The following is a 17,939-nucleotide window of genomic DNA, read 5'->3' as shown; positions in this document are numbered from 1 at the left end:
CCATAGCCGAAAGAGGTGTTCAATCCAATCTGCCAGGGAACTCTTTGGGCGATACGGATTGTATCAAAGGCCCTTTTCACATAGTCCCAAATCCATCACCGGGTGGTATAAGGGTTGGGCGTAGATAATGCTCATCACTGTAGAACTCTCTAAGAGAGGCAAACTCTGTAATATTGTTGAGCAATAAATCCGTCAGCTTCGGATCAAAGTGACCGCCACGCTGCTGTTGAAAATATTCAATAATCTTTTCCTGCGACCAGGCCTCTTTATAGACCCTGGAATTCCCCAAAGCATCAAAAACATCAGCAATCGCAACTATCCGACCATATAGGTGGATATTTTCGCCGCTCAAACCTTGAGGATACCCTGTGCCATCCCATCTTTCATGATGCTGGTGAGCAATAATAGCAGCAAGTTTTAATAGTGGACGTTTTGCCCTGCTGAGTAGCTTATAACCAAATTGACAATGATCCTGCACAGTCAGCCACTCTTCATCAGAAAGTGGACCAGGCTTCTCTAAAATCTCAGATGATATCGCTATCTTACCGATATCATGCATCGCAGCGGCAAGTTGAAGTAAATCGCATTCCTCTTTATCCAGTCCAAGCTTCTCTCCTATTAAAGCAGTCAATTTACTCACACGGGCAACATGTCGACTAACCTCTTTTGAGCGACACTCTGCAAACTCACCTAGTGTATAGAGAACCTCCCTTTGGGTCAGCTCGATCTCCTGATTGAGAAATAGATTACCTAGGGCAATTGCTGCATTACTTACAAAGACTTCTATTAGGTTATGATCAACTTCATCAAATCCACCTAGACAACCTTCAATATATAACAAGCCATCTCGTCCCTCGGCGTTATTAAGCTCTATAAGACAGGCGTCTGAGTAAAAGAAACTCCCTTTTTCCGCAAATGCTATTTTGATACGCTCAAGTACCTGTTCGTCAACAACATCACACAAACTTTGATTGACCATTGAAGCATAATCACCGGTCCCTGCAATAATTCTTTGCTGCTCAATGCTAGAACCAGCGTCTTCTTTTAAAACACCGAAAGCGCGACTATAAAAGGTCTGGTCACCCAGATTCAGCAAGGCCTCTAATTGGGTAAGTACACCACTTACGAATGTCTCAAGAGAGTCGATGTTATACAAAGATCCAGAAGAACGGATAATTTTTTCCAATCCTCGTTTATTCTTCTCAATAACCTGTAAATCACGGTAATTTCGCAGTGCTGAAACTACCGATGAAAACAGTTTTAATGATGTAAGATCGGTCTTCTCACGGTAATCATTGATATCGTAGCGCAGAATCACTTCTCTTTCTGGAGCTTGCCCTGGCTGGCCTGTACGTAGAATGATCCGAATCAGTGAGTTCTTATACTGGTTTCGTATAACATCCACCAATTCCAACCCGGCAAGATCACTTTCCATCACCACATCTAGTAATACCAGCGCAGTATCCGGATAGTTTTTTAAATAAGCCTTAGCCTCCTGAGCTGAATAAGCATGGCCAAATTCTATACTTCGATCATCAAATACCAAATCCTCTAATGCCAATTCAGTTACTGCGTGTACATCTGGTTCATCATCGACAATCAGAACCCGCCAAGCAGCTCGTTCCTTTGAATGCTCCTCCCTCTCTTGCGCGAACACTATCTGTTTAGACTGACTACTCATCCTTGCTTTTGTCCTCCTGATGATCAAAAACCTTGGGGAATTCGATTATGAACCACACACCCTTGCCTGGCTTCGATTCAACACGAATAGTGCCTCCCAAGTGAGTTGTAACTGCATTGTACACTAAGTTCAACCCCAAACCTGACCCCCCTCCTTCTCTATTGGTGGTATAGAATGGTTCGAATATATAAGGCAGGTGATCTTCTGAAATTCCTGCTCCATCATCACTATATTTAATCCTGACCGTTGAATTTTCTATTGATGAAACCTCAATTCGCATTACGCCTGGTCGACCTTGATGTTCACTGAACCCGTGGATCAAGCTATTCATAACAAGATTGGTAATTATTTGAGATAGCACCCCAGGGCAGGTATTGAGATCAATGGGTGACTGGCACTCTATGACAAGCTGATGTTGCACATATTTCAAGCGTGGCTGCAGACTTTGCCTGATCTCTTGCAGATAATCACACAGATCAAAATGGCGCCGCTTTAAACTACTCTGATCTACCGCCACTTGCTTAAAACTTTTTACAAGATCGCCTGATCTTTGAAGGTTTGAGAGTAAAATATGACAGGCCATTTCCGCACGATTTAAAAAGTTTTCCAGGCCACTTTTTGTCATTTCACCTTTGTTGAATTGTCCTTGAATATCTCTAATACGATCGGCCAAGTGTGAAGCAGCGGTGATACTTGTCCCTACTGGCGTATTTATCTCATGAGCAACACCTGCAACCAATCCGGCAAGCGACGCCATTTTCTTAGATTCGATCAACTGTGCCTGGGTAGCCTTTAGATCGTGTAAAGAGTGATTTAACGCTGTGTTGCGGTGGGCAAGTTGTAAATTACTTTCTGACAACTTTCCAGTTTGCTCCTTCACTTCCACTTCCAGTTGGCGAGTCACTCTACGTATACCCAGATAGATTATTATTTCTAGAAGAATAAAAACTGCCAGCGCAAAAAGTATATTATTCTTCAAACCCGCCTTAAAACCTTCAATAATAGCTGCCGCCTCTCTCCACATCAGAATGTAGCCCACATGCGGTTTTTCAGGGTCTCGCCAACCTTGATAGTCATGAAAAGGAACTGCAATCATGGCCATTGGTTGCGCTTGATCTTTTACGAATATTCTATTTTGATCGAATAGTACCTGTTGCAATTTTTCATCAGCTAATAGACTCCTTGTCATTTTATCATCACTGCTAGCCTCAATATAATATCCAAACGCTGGTGCTCTCTTTCTATAAAGCTGCTCCAATGACTCTGTCCAGACCCTTCGTTGCAGATCCTCCTGCTTTATCAATACGGCATACTTAACCTGGGTATGACGTTCTAATAAGTTCAGCATCTGCGGGAAAGACATACCTGCTTCAACTGCGCCAATGTGAAGGCGCTTTCCTGATTCACGATCAATACCATATACAGGAGTTACCCCACGAATACCGGCATAAGGGCGACCTATTTCAAAGCCTCGAGTAGATTGCTGAAATTTGTTGGCATCAATGACTGTATGGCGAATACCATCCAAACGATCTCCATATTTTTGCCGCCGATGAACACGCAAAAAAGAGACTGCTCCCGGAGCAAGATGAAAATGTAACTGACGAACATTAAATTGCTTTGTCATTTCACTCCAACCCGGTTCAAGCAATTCATAGAGTTGTTGTCGTATTTGCTCTGATCCTACACCACCCGCGCCTCCACCTTCCATTTCAACCACTTGTTTGCCGGCCAGAAACAACTCTTGTACACGTTTGTCACTGGCAACAAAAAGAGCTATCTGTTGCAACATATCCATATTGCTGTCCAAAGCTATTTTGAATGCGCCACCAGCTTCTAATAATTCATCCTGTAGGCTCTCATACATAACATCCCGTGCGGATACATAGTTCAACCATACGAAGAAACTATCAGTCGCCAGTATGAACAGAGAGATTAAAAGAAAGAGTCGATTCGATTTCGTCATCATCTCTAAAAATGCATCCCGCCAGGAATTTTCTTCATGACACTAATTTCCAAATATCTAATATTACTTTTATTCCTTAACATCCACTTCCTCTGCAAAGGGCTGGGATAATCAGGTCCGTAGTGATCTGAAACACCACAAAATAAGAATCAAGTCACATTCCTTCATAACCAAGTCAAAAAACAGCTAAAGTTTTCAGCTAATCATTTCATTCGCCTATTGACAATTACCCTACATTATGTGTGTCAGTTCTCACATTAGTAGCAGGCTATCTGCTTATACTCAACCCTTAATAATTGATAACAAAGGGAGCTCCCCATGGAAATAGCCAGTTTTCTTACCGTATTGTTGTTCTGCGGTCTATTGTTTATGTTTAAAAAAGTACAATTCAATAGCACTGACAATTCTAGTAGCAATATTAAATTTGATGAATTAGAAGAACAGATTGAAACAGCATTAAGCTTGCCTCGCGAATCAGATGAAGCCTGGCAAAATGAGCCTGCAACTGAAGCAATACTCAACGAGCTAGCTGAAAAAGGAGTTCGTTTGAATCGCCCCCTCACAAAAGGTCAGGCGATGAATATCCTGGGTCTATTCTCTCCCCCTGATGGCCGGCAGGTGGATATCCTGAAACACTTTAATATCCCTTATACCTTCAAGATGAATCAGACTATGGCTCACTATGTGATTCGTGAAATATTCAGCGACCCTCTAAAGGTAGAGGAGTGGAATAATCGTCCACCCACCACAACAGTACGTCAAGCTCTTCTCTTCATGGAAGGTAAATTAGTCAATGATCTAAACCATATGCAGTGCCAATCCCGTTTAGATCAACTTGGTATGGAGTACCCAAAACTCTACCAGGAGTGGAAACAGATTGACCGTCTTTTCCTCGAGACCAACAGTCCGGAGATACGCTCAAAATTTCAAGTTCGCAAAATCACCTGGAAGCGTTTTTTCGAGAGCTATGAAGTCATGAAAGAGACAGGTATCAATCCTCGCGTGATGCAAGGGGAGCATATCATCGAACTCATCCTGCGCAATGATGATAAAATCTTAGCGCACAGCAATATCCGTGAGGCGATGCAACCCGCCTCAACCTGAAAACTTTTTTTGCATAAAATGAATGACAGGGAGGTCATTCAAAAAACTATCTAGTGAGAGTGCCTTTTTGGCCCACTAGGCGTAGACATCGATCCCCAATACTTCACTCACATAATCTCTCTCATGAGCCGCTTGTACTGATTGATAGCTCGTCACTGCCCGCTGACTGCGGGGATCGTCTCTGACTTGAGTCAATTGCCGTTCGGATTGTTGTCTCTGCAGATATTTCTCAGCCTGTTTAACATTTTCCACACTACGCAGTGTCGACTCACTGCCACTGACCTGGGAAGCCAACGGCAAAGCCTGAACAAGATGTGAGGCAGCATTTCTCTGCTGCTCAAGCGAGGCCGCGAGGTTGGGGATTGTTACTAGTGCGTGGGAAACTTGCATCAGCTTGATTCACCCAGCAGGTAAAGATGCGTACGAGTAAAAATCTGTGTCATATCAATATCTTGCTTATAGGATAGTGCGGTCAACTGAGGAATCCAGGTTCAACAACCTCAGGAAGCTGCCTCCACAGAGTAACCGGCATCAACCACAGCTTGAATCAGCACCGCTTGATCCGCAGCACCAGTCACCACTGCTCTCCCCTCTTCGAGCATCACCTGAGCCTCTTCAACCCCGTCCACAGCCTGCAGGGCTTTACTGACATTGCTCACACAATGGGGACAGGTCATACCTGAAACCTTCAGTGTTGTGGTCAATATAATCTCCTGTCTGAAACAAAAACTCTAATCAGCTCTCGGCCTGAAAAATCTCAGCCGATTGGCATTGGCGACCACTGTTACGGACGACATAGCCATAGCGGCACTGGCAAACATGGGGGGCAGCAGCCAGCCCGTGAGAGGATAGAGCAGCCCGGCAGCCATAGGGATGCCAATAATATTATAGACAAAAGCGCCGAAAAGATTCTGCTTGATATTCCTTAGAGTGGCCCTGGAAATAGTAATTGCAGTTGAGACGTTGAAGAGAGAGTCACCCACCAGGGTAATATCGGCATGTTCGATGGCCACATCTGTTCCGCTACCAATCGCAAATCCAGTATCAGCCTGGGCCAAAGCCGGTGCATCATTCACCCCATCTCCGACCATACCCACACGGTTTCCTTGCTGTTGCAGAGACCTCACTACATCCAGTTTCTGTTTCGGCAGTAACTCGCTATATACCTGCTCTATACCCAGTCGATCGGCTACAACCTGGGCGGTGCGGGCGTTGTCTCCAGTACATATAATAACTTCAACCCCATGATTACGAAGTGCTTTTATCGCCTGAGGGGTATCTTCCCGTAAAGGATCTCTGAGTATTATCAGCCCTTTTAACAACCCATCAACCACCACCCAGACGAGACTTCCTGCTTTCATTGCCTGCTCTTCTGCGGATTGCTGTAGTGACTGTGAGGGTGCGATCCCCAGTGATTGGAGATATTGCCCACCACCCAACTGCACTAAAGATTCAGCAACCTTTCCTTCAACACCCAGGCCTTCAAGATTCCGGAAATCCTCTACAGATGAGAGATCGATAGCTTCAGTTTTGGCATGATCGACGATCGCCTCTGCCAGCGGATGAGAGGAGACCGCCTCCACACTCGCAGCAAATACCAGTAACTCACGCTCAGTGAGTCCATCAACATAGACATGGGTGACCTTCGGAGAACCCTGGGTCAGGGTACCGGTTTTATCCACCACCAGATGAGTCAGCCTGCTGGCGGATTGTAATCCATCACTGTTTCTGATCAGCACATTCAACTGGGCTGCCCTGCTTGTACCCACCATGATGGCAATCGGTGTAGCCAGACCCAGAGCACAGGGGCAGGCAATCACCAACACAGCTATCCCTGCTGTCAACGCAAACGGCAAGGATGGTGCTGGCCCGAAAATCAGCCAAATAAAAAATGTAGTCAAGGCTATGAGCACAACAACCGGTACAAATACTGCGGAGACACGATCCACCAGACGACCTATCTCAGGCTTGCTCATTTGTGCCTGCCTGACCATGGCAATAATATGTGCCAGGGTTGTCTCATCACCCAAACGTGTTACTCGATAACGCAGTTGTCCGGAGCGATTGACGCTGCCACCAACCACCTGATCTCCAGGCTGTTTCTGCTGGGGCATGGACTCGCCGGTAAGCATCGCCTCATCAACACTTGAAGCCCCCGCCACCACCTCACCATCAATGGGGATCTTTTCACCGGGACGTACCTGTATGAGATCGCCAACGGACAACAGTGAGACTGGAATGGCAACCGATGCCTTATCCCGTACTACCTGGGCCAGCTTCGGAGCCAAACCCACCAGACTGCCTACCGCTTCACTGGTGGTACGTTTTGCGCGGGTCTCGAGCACATGGCCGAATTGAAGGAAAGCCAGAATCAATACTGAGGCATCAAAATAGAGCTTTTCACCCTGAATAACTCCCCCTTCAGGCTGCATTACGATAACCAGAGAAGAGAACCATGCAGTACCCGTACCCAGGGCGATCAGGCTATCCATATTGGCAGAGTAGTGCTTGAGTTGCTTCAAAGCCCCAAGATAGTAGTGACCACCACTGAAACGCATCACCAACAAACAGATGATGGCCACCGCCAACCAATAGCTTTGACCGCCAGCCGCCCGTAACGCTGGAGTTTGGCCAGTCATCTCCATCGCCATCAGACCAAGACCCACAACACCAGCCAGCAACGCCCTCTGCCAGGAACGTCTAATCTCATTGGCCGCAGCCAGTGCCTCCTGTGCATAGGGATCGTCGAACGGCTCCACTAATCTGGCCCGATAGCCTGTCTGCTGCAACTCGATCAGCAGATCAGCGGGATGCAATGAGGTGTTGAGGCGCCACAGGGGATCATCAAAATGATACTCTGCTTGGGTATCCCACATGGAAAACAGAGTCTGCAGCGCCTGCTGTTGATCATGCTGGGAGAGGCCCTGCTGATCAAATTCAAGCTGGAGCTCACTACTGTCTGGGTGTGATTCGATCAAATGGGCACCATACCCCTGATCAACCACCGCCTGTGCCACCGCTTGAGGTGATCCCCCCACCACCTGAGCCCGTCTTTCCACCAGATTGACCGCGGCTGACTCCACCCCAGGTACGGAACAGATGGCTCGCTCTACAGCCGCAACACAACTGGCGCAGCTCATATCCTCCACAGTCAGTTGATAGCCCTCTTCGGAAAGCTGGTCGTTGTTTTGAGATTCAACTTCACAACTGTCGGGATCGGTTTGCAGAATAGGAAGTTCAGCATCGAGTAGGGGCGTTGCTCCAAAACCCGCTTCCACAATGGCTGCAACTGACTCCGAGGCAGAGCCCCCGGTCACTGAGACCATCCCCGATTCAAGGTCGACTTCGACCTGACTTACCCCGGGTAGATTAGACACAGCTTTTTCAACTGAGGCGACACAGTGCATACAGGACATGCCATCTACCAACAGACGGTAGTTTGAAGCAACGCTATTGTTCACGACTTAGACTCGTAGTGATTATTTGAGATGGGAAGCGGCAATCAGAAATGGTTGAGGATTACCCTGGAGGCCATTTCATCTGCCGACCACCAAGCAGATGCAGATGAATGTGGAACACGGTCTGTCCCGCCTGTTCATTACAGTTTATAACGGTGCGATAACCCGCTTCGTCCAGACCCTCCTGCTTTGCAACTTTTGCAGCTGCCAGATAGAGTTTACCCATCAGTTCAGCATCTTCAGGCTTGAGATCATTCAGGGTTGAAATGTGCCTTTTGGGCACAATCAGAACATGACAGGGGGCTTGGGGGTTAATATCCCGAAAGGCCAGCACATCATCGTCTTCATAAACAGTCTGGGGTTCGATTTCACCACTGACAAACTTACAGAACAGGCAGTCACTCATATTGTCTCCTCAAAATTCCGATCGTCCGCGAAAAGCATGGGCCAGAGTTGCACCATCCACATATTCCAGTTCACCCCCCATAGGCACCCCCTGGGCAATACGGGTTGTTTTGATGCCATGCTGCAGAGCCATGTCATGGATATACTGGGCTGTAGCCTCTCCCTCAACTGTAGGATTGGTTGCCAGAATAATCTCTTTGACAGCAGCGGAGGCAAATCGCTCTTGTAATAGATCAAGTCCGATCTCTTTTGGCCCTATGCCATCCAGAGGAGAGAGGTGGCCACCTAACACAAAATAGCCCCCCTGGTAGTCAGCCGCCTGCTCGATCATCATCTGATCAGCCGGGCTCTCCACGATACAGAGCAGACTCTGATCGCGCCGGGGATTGGAACAGAGCTGACAATATTCATCTTCACTCAGTGTTCTGCATTGGCGGCAGTGGCCAATCTGCTCCATGGCATCTGCCAGCAGCCGCGATAGTGCTCGCCCCCCTTCCCTATCCCGTTCAAGCAGGTGATAGGCCATCCGTTGGGCACTTTTTGCCCCCACACCGGGCAGGCAACGTAGGGCAATCATCAACTGATCCAGCAATGAAGGACTAGGCATTAACCGACCTGTAGACTAAAACCACGGGCACAACCAGGCAACAGTAGTCTTGTATCATAAAGTCAGAAAGGCAGTTTCATGCCAGGGGGTAGCCCGAGACCCGCAGTCAATCCGGACATGCTCTCTTGCATCTTATGGCTGACCCGCTGCGCAGCATCGTTGACGGCTGCTGCAACCAGATCTTCGAGCATCTCCTTGTCGTCACCCATCAGACTGTCATCGATCTCTATACGGCGCACCTCGTGTTTGCCGTTCATGGTCACCTTCACCATGCCGCCACCAGATTCACCGGTCACCTCTTCCTGAGCAAGACGCTCCTGAGTCTCCTGCATTTCAGCCTGCATCTTTTGCGCCTGCTTCATTAAATTACCAATACCGCCTTTCATGCTGAACACCTCTTATTCAAATTAGACAGTCGTCGACGCAATTGCGCCTCACGAGTGCGAAAAACAAACTTAACAATTGACTTTAGCTCGCGCACTATACATATATATTACAACGAGTTATAGAATACTTATCACAACCTGAATTAGTAAATTCACCCAGCAGCGTCATCTACAGGTCGTACACTATCCGACATCAATTTTGCAGAAAAACGCTCCTCCATCTCCCGAACCATCGGATCGGATTCCATACTCGACTCAGCCTGCTGCTGGCGCTCTTCCTGCTGACGCGTATGGCGCATGGCCGGGGTCTCATTCTCAGGAACTGCCTCTGAAATCGAGAGCTGAACTGAATCACCCAAGCGTTTGCGAATACTCTCCAGAAAACGCATTTCCGATTGACCCACCCTGAGTTGTCTTCTTGAGGCATCCAGGGTAAGACTGAGGGTCTTGCCATCCCAACTGCCAAATGCGCAATTTTGTACCAACTGACGGGTAATCCCCCCAAGTTGCAGAGAAGCCGAAAATGCCTCCCAATCAGCTGGATCAGACAACTGAGCAACCGGTTTATCAGGCTCAACTACAGTTTGTACCGGCTTGGGCTTTGCTGACGCAGGGGATGCCGGGGCAACAGACCGAGGCTTAGATGGCTCTTGCGATGAGGGTGCAACAGAGCGGGGCCTGGGTTGAGCAGACCTGGCAGAGGCGCTACCTGCAGGTCGATTGATATCAGAACCACCATTCTCAGGTCGAAACGCCAGCATCCTCAACAATACCATTTCAAATCCACTGCGGGGATCAGGGGCCAGATTCAACTCTCTCTGCCCCATCAAACCAACCTGGTAGTAGAGTTGCACATCTTCAGGGGAGATCGCATCTGCAAAATAGTTTAGGCGTCCCAGATCATAACCGTCATCAGGCTGATACCCGGATACCAGCTGCAGTACGGCAATCTGATGCAGCATGGCAAGTAACTCCTGCAAGGCCTGACTGAAATCGACCGCCATCTCTGCCATCTCTGCGATGCGTTCCAGCAGTGCCGCTCCCTGCCCCTCTTGCAGAGCCTCCACAAGCCTGTCGATGCGATCAGTTCCGATTACACCTATCATCGACTTCACTGCTTCAGCCTGAACGACCCCACCACCAAATGCGATAGCCTGATCCAACAGACTCAGACCGTCGCGCATACTGCCATCTGCCCCTCTGGCCAGCAGCGCCAGAGACTCATCATCAAACGGAATCTTTTCCTCACCCAGGATATGTCTCAGCTGGCCTTCGATCTGCTCCCGGCTGAGGCGCTTCAGATTGAACTGCAGGCAACGCGAAAGCACTGTAACCGGGACTTTTTGTGGATCGGTTGTCGCCAGAATAAATTTCACATGCGGAGGAGGCTCCTCAAGAGTCTTCAGTAACGCATTGAAACTACTAGCAGAAAACATGTGAACTTCATCTATCAGATAAACTTTATATCGCCCCCGCACCGGTGCATAAGGGACATTTTCCAACAGCTCACGGGTCTGATCGACCTTGGTACGGGAGGCGGCGTCCACCTCCAACAGATCAACAAAGCGTCCCTCATCAATCTCACGGCAGGCATCACAGACACCACAGGGTATGGCGCTGATGCCTTTCTCACAATTCAGAGATTTGGCAAAGATTCTGGCTAAGGTGGTCTTACCCACACCCCGGGTACCAGTGAACAGGTAGGCATGGTGCAAACGCTCATGCTCCAGGGCATTGTTCAATGCCGTCACCACGTGCTGCTGTCCGACCAACTGGCCAAATAGTTGTGGTCTCCATTTGCGGGCAAGAACCTGGTATGACATAAAAAAACGCTCTGTAAGCTACCGATTAGATGGAGAGTTTAACCTGAATCCGGGGTGGATTCACAACCGATCAGAGTCCCGTGAAATTGAATGCTCAGGAAAGAAGGGACTAAAGAGTTAGCTCTTCCTAACGCTATGTTATGAAGAGCTGGGGTGAAATCCCACTGCGCCTAATCAGAATTTCCAGGCCTGGGATATTCCAAAGCACTCTATCTAAGCTCCGGGTATGCCGTTGATGGGCGAAACAAGATCGCCACATCCTTACCTGCTGATTAATACAACATGGAACAGCAAAGGCATGGACCAGCTGAGCAGACAATGCTATCACTGATACCCCGCCCCCAATCATCATCCGATGAACGCACCCTTATGCCTAGGGTATCTTCTCTTAATTCGTTGCAGAGGATTGCCACAACCAACATTTCTGATGCTGAACAATCAGCACTGCTGATTGCCTGTAGCTGCAAGCCGGTCAAGAGACTAAGTCGCCAATTTAATAATAAAGCTGCCCTGCAGAAACCGAATGGCGCAGTTTCATCAATGAACCCCACACGGAGGATATAGATCATGGACAATAAGCAAGACTCCCCAATAAGACTGGCTGCGATTGGCATGGATCAGAGACAGCGTAACGCTCTACGTATGTTATTTGATAGCAAATGCCATAACCGTTATGTCCTGATGGAAGAGGAGTCTTCAGAGATCTGCATACTTGACCTGGATGCCTTCGGTGGCGAGCGGCTATGGCAAGAGTTCCGTCAACGCAATCCTGAACGTCCTCTGATACTGGTCTCACTCAAACCTTGTAAATTGACAGACAGCCACACTCTGTTTGTGCAGAAGCCAATCCCGGTAGCTCAACTAATCAGTGCAATTAACCAGCATGCTCAAGCTCTCGATAGGGCAATAATTCCTGAAGATTGCGAACTACAACTGAAAGCGGATGATCAACCCCCAGCAAACCAACAGAAAACTCACGCGTCAACACCCAAGCTGGATACCCACAAGGTTGCCACTTTAATGACTAAAGCTCAGGAGAAGACCTTTATCGGAACTTCACCAGATATTGACCCGGATGATAACGCTCAGTTGGCGAAGATCTATTACAACCCGGAACACTACCTGCAGGGACATATGCAGCAGGCCCTGAATCATGCGAAGCGCTATAACAAAAATGTGGCCATAGAGGGGCCTTGGCCTGCAATTGACCTGATAATTGAACATCAGCGGGTACTGGTTGATGCCGGAGAACGTCAGTTACGTCCTTACTGCACAATGCCAGACGCAACCCTTGAAGTGGACCTGCAGATTAACGACCATATCAGACCGACTACCGGCAGACGTGAATACTCTCTATACGCTTTCGTCTGGCAGTTGGCCCTATGGGCATCGAGGGGACGCCTGCCAGCGGGCACCAGTCTGACCCAACCTATCTATTTACGCCGCTGGCCCAATTTCAGTCGCCTGGTTGTCACCCCATACGCATTAGCTATTACAGCACTTTGGACTAAACATCCTCGTTCACTGATCGACACCGCGGTCAGTCTGAACATCCCCCAGCGATATGTCTTCGCCTTTTACAGTGCTACCAACGCAGTTCAACTTGCAGGAGAGACCAGACGCGCTGTTGATACTTTTATTGCACCCCCTGGTGTAGAGCGATCGTCGAATCGAGGACTTTTCAGTCGTCTATTGAACACCTTAAGAGGACACAAGGACGAATCATGAGTGACTTCAAGATTATTTTTAGCGGCCCCGTCGGAGCAGGAAAGACCACTGCCATCACAACCATCAGTGATATCGCACCGGTTTCCACTGATGAATTGGCTACTGACATGACACGCTCACGAAAAAACGGTACCACTGTGGCGATGGATTACGGATTGATCAAATTGCAAGGCAATGAACAAATCCATCTCTACGGTACGCCAGGCCAAGAACGCTTCGATTTCATGTGGGAGATTTTGACCCAGGGAGGCATTGGACTGGTTTTACTGATTAGCAACCAGAGACCTGACCCGTTTCGGGATCTCCACTTCTTTCTGAATGCCTTCAAAGAATTCATTGCCCAGGGTAAAGTCGTTGTTGGGGTGACTCAAATGGATCTGGCCAACACGCCGATGATAGAAGACTACCACCTCCAGCTTGAAAACTCTGGCGTAAAGATACCGGTTTTTGATATCGATGCCCGTGACAAAAAAGATATCTCGATACTACTTGAGGCACTACTCTACAGTTTGGATCCTTGTTTGGATGAATGATATGCCATGACAGAGATGTTTAAGCTCTCCAATGCCTTGGTCACTATTCTTATTGAACTGGATAGTATGAATCGCTAATCAAGCTCTTTTGCACAATTATGAGAAGCGCTCTCTAAATCTGAAGGTTAAGAGAAGTTCGATAAGTAGGGTGCCGCCCTGCCGCACCATGCGGTGCGTGGATTCTGTTTTAAATTTACTCTGAATGTATCAACAAAATTGGCCTCTTACAGCATTCTTAGGCAGTGAGATGAAATATACGACTTCCACATCTCTAAATGAAATGTTGAGTGGCGCAATGCTCCACCATAGATAGTGGGCAATAGAATCAATTTGTCTCTTCTGTCATTCAGGCTACAGAAGTAGCCCGAATCGAATCAACCAATTCAGCAAACTCATCATCATCTGGTTTTTCTCCGCCGACACACCAGGCGTGAATAATCGGATCAGGAAAATCGAGTAGCTGTATGAAGTGCCTCTGCATACGGGGAGGCAATTCTGAATAGTGCTGATCGAGAAACGCCTCCAGCAACACATCCAGCTCCAGCATCCCTCGTCGACATTGCCAGCGTAAACGGTCTATGTTATCTAACTCACTATCCTCTATAACCACTAAAACTAACCTCTCAATACCCTACTAAATCGCATCTTTCAGCATGATCGCCTTAATATGACCGATTGCTTTGGTTGGATTAAGCCCTTTGGGGCAGGACTCAACACAATTCATGATGGTGTGGCAACGAAACAGTTTGTAAGGCCCTTCCAGATTATCCAATCTCTCATCACTGGCCTGATCACGACTGTCCGCTAGAAATCGACAGGCACTCAACAGGGCCTGAGGTCCAAGAAATTTGTCAGGATTCCACCAGAAAGAGGGGCAGGAGGTAGAGCAACAGCCGCACATGATACACTCATAGAGTCCATCCAGTTTGTCACGATCTTCGGGGGATTGAAGAATCTCTTGCTCTGGTAAAGGCTCTTTACGAATCAGCCAGGGATCAACCTGTTTGTATTGGGCATAGAACTGGCTCATGTCCACAACAAGATCACGGATTACCGGACGACCAGGGAAAGGTCTTACTTCAACAGGCTCTTTCAATTCACTCAATGGGGTAATACAGGCAAGTTTATTACTGCCATTGACGTTGACACCATCGGAGCCACATACCCCCTCACCGCAAGAGTGTCTGAAGGTGAATGATTCATCCTGCTCCTGAACCGCCAACAAAGCGTCCCGCAACATCATGCCTTGACGAGTTTCAATTTCGAACTCCTGCATATAGGGTTCATTGTCTTTTTCAGGGTTGTAGCGATATACGCTGACTTTCATATTAAAAACCTCATCTCTAAATATGTATTTTTGAGTTTTGTTTATCAGGTTGATTTGCAGAAACGCACAACCTCATCAACCAGATGGAACTCAATCAATACACACGCTCTTTTGGCGGAAAACTCTCTACAGTCAGGGGCTGTACTCTTACGCCCTTGTATTCCAACTTGTCTGCCTCTTTCCAATACAAGGTGTGCTTCATCCACTCACCATCTTCCCGATTCGGATAATCCGGGCGCGAATGGGCACCACGACTCTCTTTACGATGTAAGGCAGAGACTGCAATCGATAAGCCCACATCAATCAGATTTTCCAGTTCCAGGGCTTCTGTACGATTTGTATTGAAGGTATTGGAGTGATCAGTAAGACGAACGTCCTGTAGTTTTTCACGTATCGCCTTAATTTTTTCAACCCCTTCAGCCATCATCTCTTCCACTCTGAATACCCCGGCATGATCCTCCATGGTCTTGCGGAATTCCTTGCGTAGCTCGCTGACAGTAATCCCATCTCCTTTAAGGTTCCATCTTTCAAGACGATTAACAGCCTGATCAACATTGGCACTCTCTAACGGGCGATGAGAGCAGTTATCCTTCACATACTCAATAATGTTGTGTCCTGCCAATCGGCCAAATACAAGAATATCTAGCAATGAGTTTCCGCCTAAACGATTGGCGCCATGCACTGATGCGCAGGCACATTCACCTGCAGCATAGAGACCTGGCAGTGGATCACCCTCATCACTGGAGCTTGGCATCACACGGCCAAAGCGATCTGTCGGGATTCCTCCCATGACGTAATGCGCGGTGGGAAACACCGGTATCGCATCCTGTACCGGATCGACACCAGCAAAGATTTTAGAGCTCTCTCGGATACCAGGTAGACGTTTTGCAATTACATCCTCACCCAGATGATCAACCTTCAACATCACGTGATCACCATCCGGGCCACATCCTAGCCCATCTCTCACCTCAGTTACGATAGAGCGGGCTACCACATCCCGGCTCGCAAGATCTTTAGCGTTAGGGGCATACTTCTCCATAAACCGCTCGCCATTCTTGTTGATTAGATATCCGCCTTCACCGCGCACACCTTCTGTAATCAGCATGCCTTTACCGGCTATACCTGTTGGGTGAAATTGGAAAAACTCCATATCCATCAGAGGCAATCCGGCACGCAGCGCCATCGCCATACCATCGCCAGTATTAATATGCGCATTGCTGGTGGTACGAAATACCTGACCGCAGCCACCCGTGGCTAACAGTGTCGTTTTGGATTCGATCAGCAGAGGTTCACCGGTGGCGATATTGAGCACCAGAGCACCAAGAATCACACCCTCTTCATCCTTGATCAGGTCGACAGCAAAGTATTCATCATAAAAGTGGGTCTTGGCCCGAATATTCTGCTGATAGAGTGTATGCAGAATGGCATGACCGGTACGGTCTGCCGCAGCACAGGTTCGAGCTGCCTGATCCCCACCAAAATTCTGACTCTGGCCACCAAAGGCTCTCTGGTAGATCTTGCCATTGGGCAGTCTTGAGAAGGGTACGCCGTTATGCTCAAGTTCGTACACCGTCGGAATCGCTTCACGACACATATACTCAATCGCATCCTGGTCACCCAGATAGTCGGATCCTTTCACTGTGTCGAACATATGCCAATGCCAGTTATCAGGCAACACATTGGCTAAGGCCGCATTAACACCACCCTGGGCAGCCACTGTATGAGAGCGGGTTGGAAAGACTTTGGATACAACCGCCACCTTCAGATTGGCATTCGCGAGTTGTAAAGCTGCATTCAGACCGGCTCCGCCGGCTCCCAGAATGAGCGTATCGAATCGTTGTTTTTCAAGTGCCATGTATGGTTAACCTTTTCTGTTCAAGCGACATGCGCAAGAATAATGACCTGCAGCACCCAGAGTGCGCAGCCGGTAAGTACAAAGCCGATCAGGGTCAGCAAGGAGACGCGAATTGCAGTTGGATGCACATAATCAATCAACACATCACGAATACCGACCCAGGCGTGTATCAATAACGAGGCAAAAAAGAGCAGCAGCCCAAAACCTACCAGTGGCTGAGCCACCCAGCTCTGCCAGGCAAGATGATCTGATGGTGCGTGAAAGATTAAATGCTGAAGCAAATAGAGGAAAAACAGCATCAGATAGATGGCGCTGGCACGTTGCAGAAACCAAGCCCTCAAACCACTCGCACGACGACTCATAGCAGACCCCCCATAAGTATCAGTGCCAATACCGGGGCTGCCAGAGTCACTCCCCAGGCCGTTTGACGATAGAATGGTTTATCAACGCCAATATCGATATCAATCAGCAGATAACGTATACCCGCCAGCAGATGGTGCATCAGTGCCCACAACATTAAAAACAGAACAAGCTTAACCAAGCCCAAACTGAAAAAAGCTTTTACGGTTGCAAAACCATCTGCACTTGAGAGGGAGAGATCAAATAGATAAATAAGCAGTGGAATGGAGAGCACCATTACCACACCTGTAGCACGATGAATAATCGACATGATGCCTGCCATAGGCAGTCGTATTTTAACGAGATTAAGAAAGACAGGTCTTGGTTTCGTGTCTAGCATAGTGGTGTATTCCAAAATTAAATTCAAAATAAACGATGGGGAACTAAAACGCTGTACCCGTCAACGAATCAAACAAGCCTAAAAGTAGCAAGTTATTAACTGTATATTAATGAAGCAGCTGATTTTTATGAGTGACATATATCGATCTCTTATCACTGCTGGCCATTAACGCTCTCTTCCTCAGGAAGAGAAATAGGATGGGGAGATTCTAAAGCTGATGCTTTTTAATTAAAGGAATCTCTCATCCTGCCCCTCTCCCGATAGAAGAAAGGATGTTGGATTTTTAAATTGTGCGCCGCACAATACATTGACAAAATATGCCAACCC

17 protein-coding genes are annotated in these 17,939 nt (G+C 47.8%); 3 read left to right on the top strand and 14 right to left on the bottom strand.

Going from position 1 to position 17,939, the window contains the following annotated elements; all coding sequences use genetic code 11:
- Positions 1-76 precede the first annotated feature (76 nt).
- Positions 77-1,681 (bottom strand): DUF3369 domain-containing protein, encoded by a 1,605-nt coding sequence (locus tag AC4IE7_RS17775; RefSeq protein WP_490778206.1) that lies wholly within the window; start codon positions 1,679-1,681, stop codon positions 77-79.
- Positions 1,674-3,650, bottom strand: coding sequence for an ATP-binding protein (locus AC4IE7_RS17770; protein WP_490778205.1), 1,977 nt, complete (start codon positions 3,648-3,650; stop codon positions 1,674-1,676). Before AC4IE7_RS17770 ends, AC4IE7_RS17775 begins: the two co-directional genes overlap by 8 nt.
- Before the next feature lie 315 nt (positions 3,651-3,965).
- Here AC4IE7_RS17770 and AC4IE7_RS17765 point away from each other — a divergent pair, with 315 nt between their 5' ends.
- Positions 3,966-4,751, top strand: coding sequence for a hypothetical protein (locus AC4IE7_RS17765; RefSeq protein WP_490778204.1), 786 nt, complete (start codon positions 3,966-3,968; stop codon positions 4,749-4,751).
- A gap of 75 nt (positions 4,752-4,826) precedes the next feature.
- On the opposite strand, the gene AC4IE7_RS17760 is transcribed toward AC4IE7_RS17765, so the two are convergent.
- The 7 genes from AC4IE7_RS17760 to dnaX form a co-directional block, all read right to left on the bottom strand.
- Positions 4,827-5,141, bottom strand: coding sequence for a hypothetical protein (locus tag AC4IE7_RS17760; protein ID WP_490778203.1), 315 nt, complete (start codon positions 5,139-5,141; stop codon positions 4,827-4,829).
- A gap of 110 nt (positions 5,142-5,251) precedes the next feature.
- Positions 5,252-5,455 carry a CopZ family metallochaperone gene (locus AC4IE7_RS17755; protein ID WP_490778202.1) on the bottom strand — a complete coding sequence of 68 codons (204 nt, stop codon included), beginning with the start codon at positions 5,453-5,455 and terminating at the stop codon, positions 5,252-5,254.
- Between the two features lie 27 nt (positions 5,456-5,482).
- Entirely contained in the window at positions 5,483-8,212 is a 2,730-nt protein-coding gene (locus AC4IE7_RS17750) for a heavy metal translocating P-type ATPase (RefSeq protein WP_490778201.1), read from the bottom strand.
- A gap of 58 nt (positions 8,213-8,270) precedes the next feature.
- The gene (locus AC4IE7_RS17745) at positions 8,271-8,615 is read right to left on the bottom strand and encodes a histidine triad nucleotide-binding protein (protein WP_490778200.1); all 345 of its coding nucleotides are present in this window, start codon (positions 8,613-8,615) and stop codon (positions 8,271-8,273) included.
- 9 nt (positions 8,616-8,624) lie between these two features.
- A complete protein-coding gene (gene recR, locus AC4IE7_RS17740) occupies positions 8,625-9,221 on the bottom strand; it encodes a recombination mediator RecR (RefSeq protein ID WP_490778199.1) in 597 nt (198 codons plus the stop codon).
- 62 nt (positions 9,222-9,283) lie between these two features.
- Positions 9,284-9,607 (bottom strand): YbaB/EbfC family nucleoid-associated protein, encoded by a 324-nt coding sequence (locus AC4IE7_RS17735; protein WP_490778198.1) that lies wholly within the window; start codon positions 9,605-9,607, stop codon positions 9,284-9,286.
- 152 nt (positions 9,608-9,759) lie between these two features.
- Entirely contained in the window at positions 9,760-11,430 is a 1,671-nt protein-coding gene (gene dnaX / locus AC4IE7_RS17730) for a DNA polymerase III subunit gamma/tau (RefSeq protein WP_490778197.1), read from the bottom strand.
- A gap of 567 nt (positions 11,431-11,997) precedes the next feature.
- Between dnaX and AC4IE7_RS17725 the strand changes: the two genes are divergently transcribed.
- On the top strand, positions 11,998-13,158 hold the full coding sequence (locus tag AC4IE7_RS17725; protein ID WP_490778196.1) for a hypothetical protein: 1,161 nt from the start codon (positions 11,998-12,000) through the stop codon (positions 13,156-13,158).
- Positions 13,155-13,691, top strand: coding sequence for a GTP-binding protein (locus AC4IE7_RS17720; protein WP_490778195.1), 537 nt, complete (start codon positions 13,155-13,157; stop codon positions 13,689-13,691). Before AC4IE7_RS17725 ends, AC4IE7_RS17720 begins: the two co-directional genes overlap by 4 nt.
- 346 nt (positions 13,692-14,037) lie before the next feature.
- Here AC4IE7_RS17720 and AC4IE7_RS17715 read toward each other — a convergent pair whose 3' ends face one another.
- The 5 genes from AC4IE7_RS17715 to sdhC all read right to left on the bottom strand — a co-directional run bounded on the left by AC4IE7_RS17715 (position 14,038) and on the right by sdhC (position 17,612).
- On the bottom strand, positions 14,038-14,301 hold the full coding sequence (locus tag AC4IE7_RS17715; protein ID WP_490778194.1) for an FAD assembly factor SdhE: 264 nt from the start codon (positions 14,299-14,301) through the stop codon (positions 14,038-14,040).
- A 24-nt stretch (positions 14,302-14,325) separates the two neighbouring features.
- Positions 14,326-15,018 (bottom strand): succinate dehydrogenase iron-sulfur subunit, encoded by a 693-nt coding sequence (locus AC4IE7_RS17710; protein ID WP_490778193.1) that lies wholly within the window; start codon positions 15,016-15,018, stop codon positions 14,326-14,328.
- A 94-nt stretch (positions 15,019-15,112) separates the two neighbouring features.
- Positions 15,113-16,873, bottom strand: coding sequence for a succinate dehydrogenase flavoprotein subunit (gene sdhA / locus AC4IE7_RS17705; protein WP_490778192.1), 1,761 nt, complete (start codon positions 16,871-16,873; stop codon positions 15,113-15,115).
- 20 nt (positions 16,874-16,893) lie between these two features.
- Positions 16,894-17,235 (bottom strand): succinate dehydrogenase, hydrophobic membrane anchor protein, encoded by a 342-nt coding sequence (gene sdhD, locus AC4IE7_RS17700; RefSeq protein ID WP_490778191.1) that lies wholly within the window; start codon positions 17,233-17,235, stop codon positions 16,894-16,896.
- The gene (sdhC, locus tag AC4IE7_RS17695) at positions 17,232-17,612 is read right to left on the bottom strand and encodes a succinate dehydrogenase, cytochrome b556 subunit (RefSeq protein WP_490778190.1); all 381 of its coding nucleotides are present in this window, start codon (positions 17,610-17,612) and stop codon (positions 17,232-17,234) included. The genes sdhD and sdhC overlap by 4 nt, the downstream gene beginning before the upstream one ends.
- Positions 17,613-17,939: the final 327 nt, after the last annotated feature.

Source organism: Candidatus Thiodiazotropha sp. AKAK3, assembly GCF_058244645.1.
This window is presented reverse-complemented; position numbering and strand designations above follow the sequence as displayed.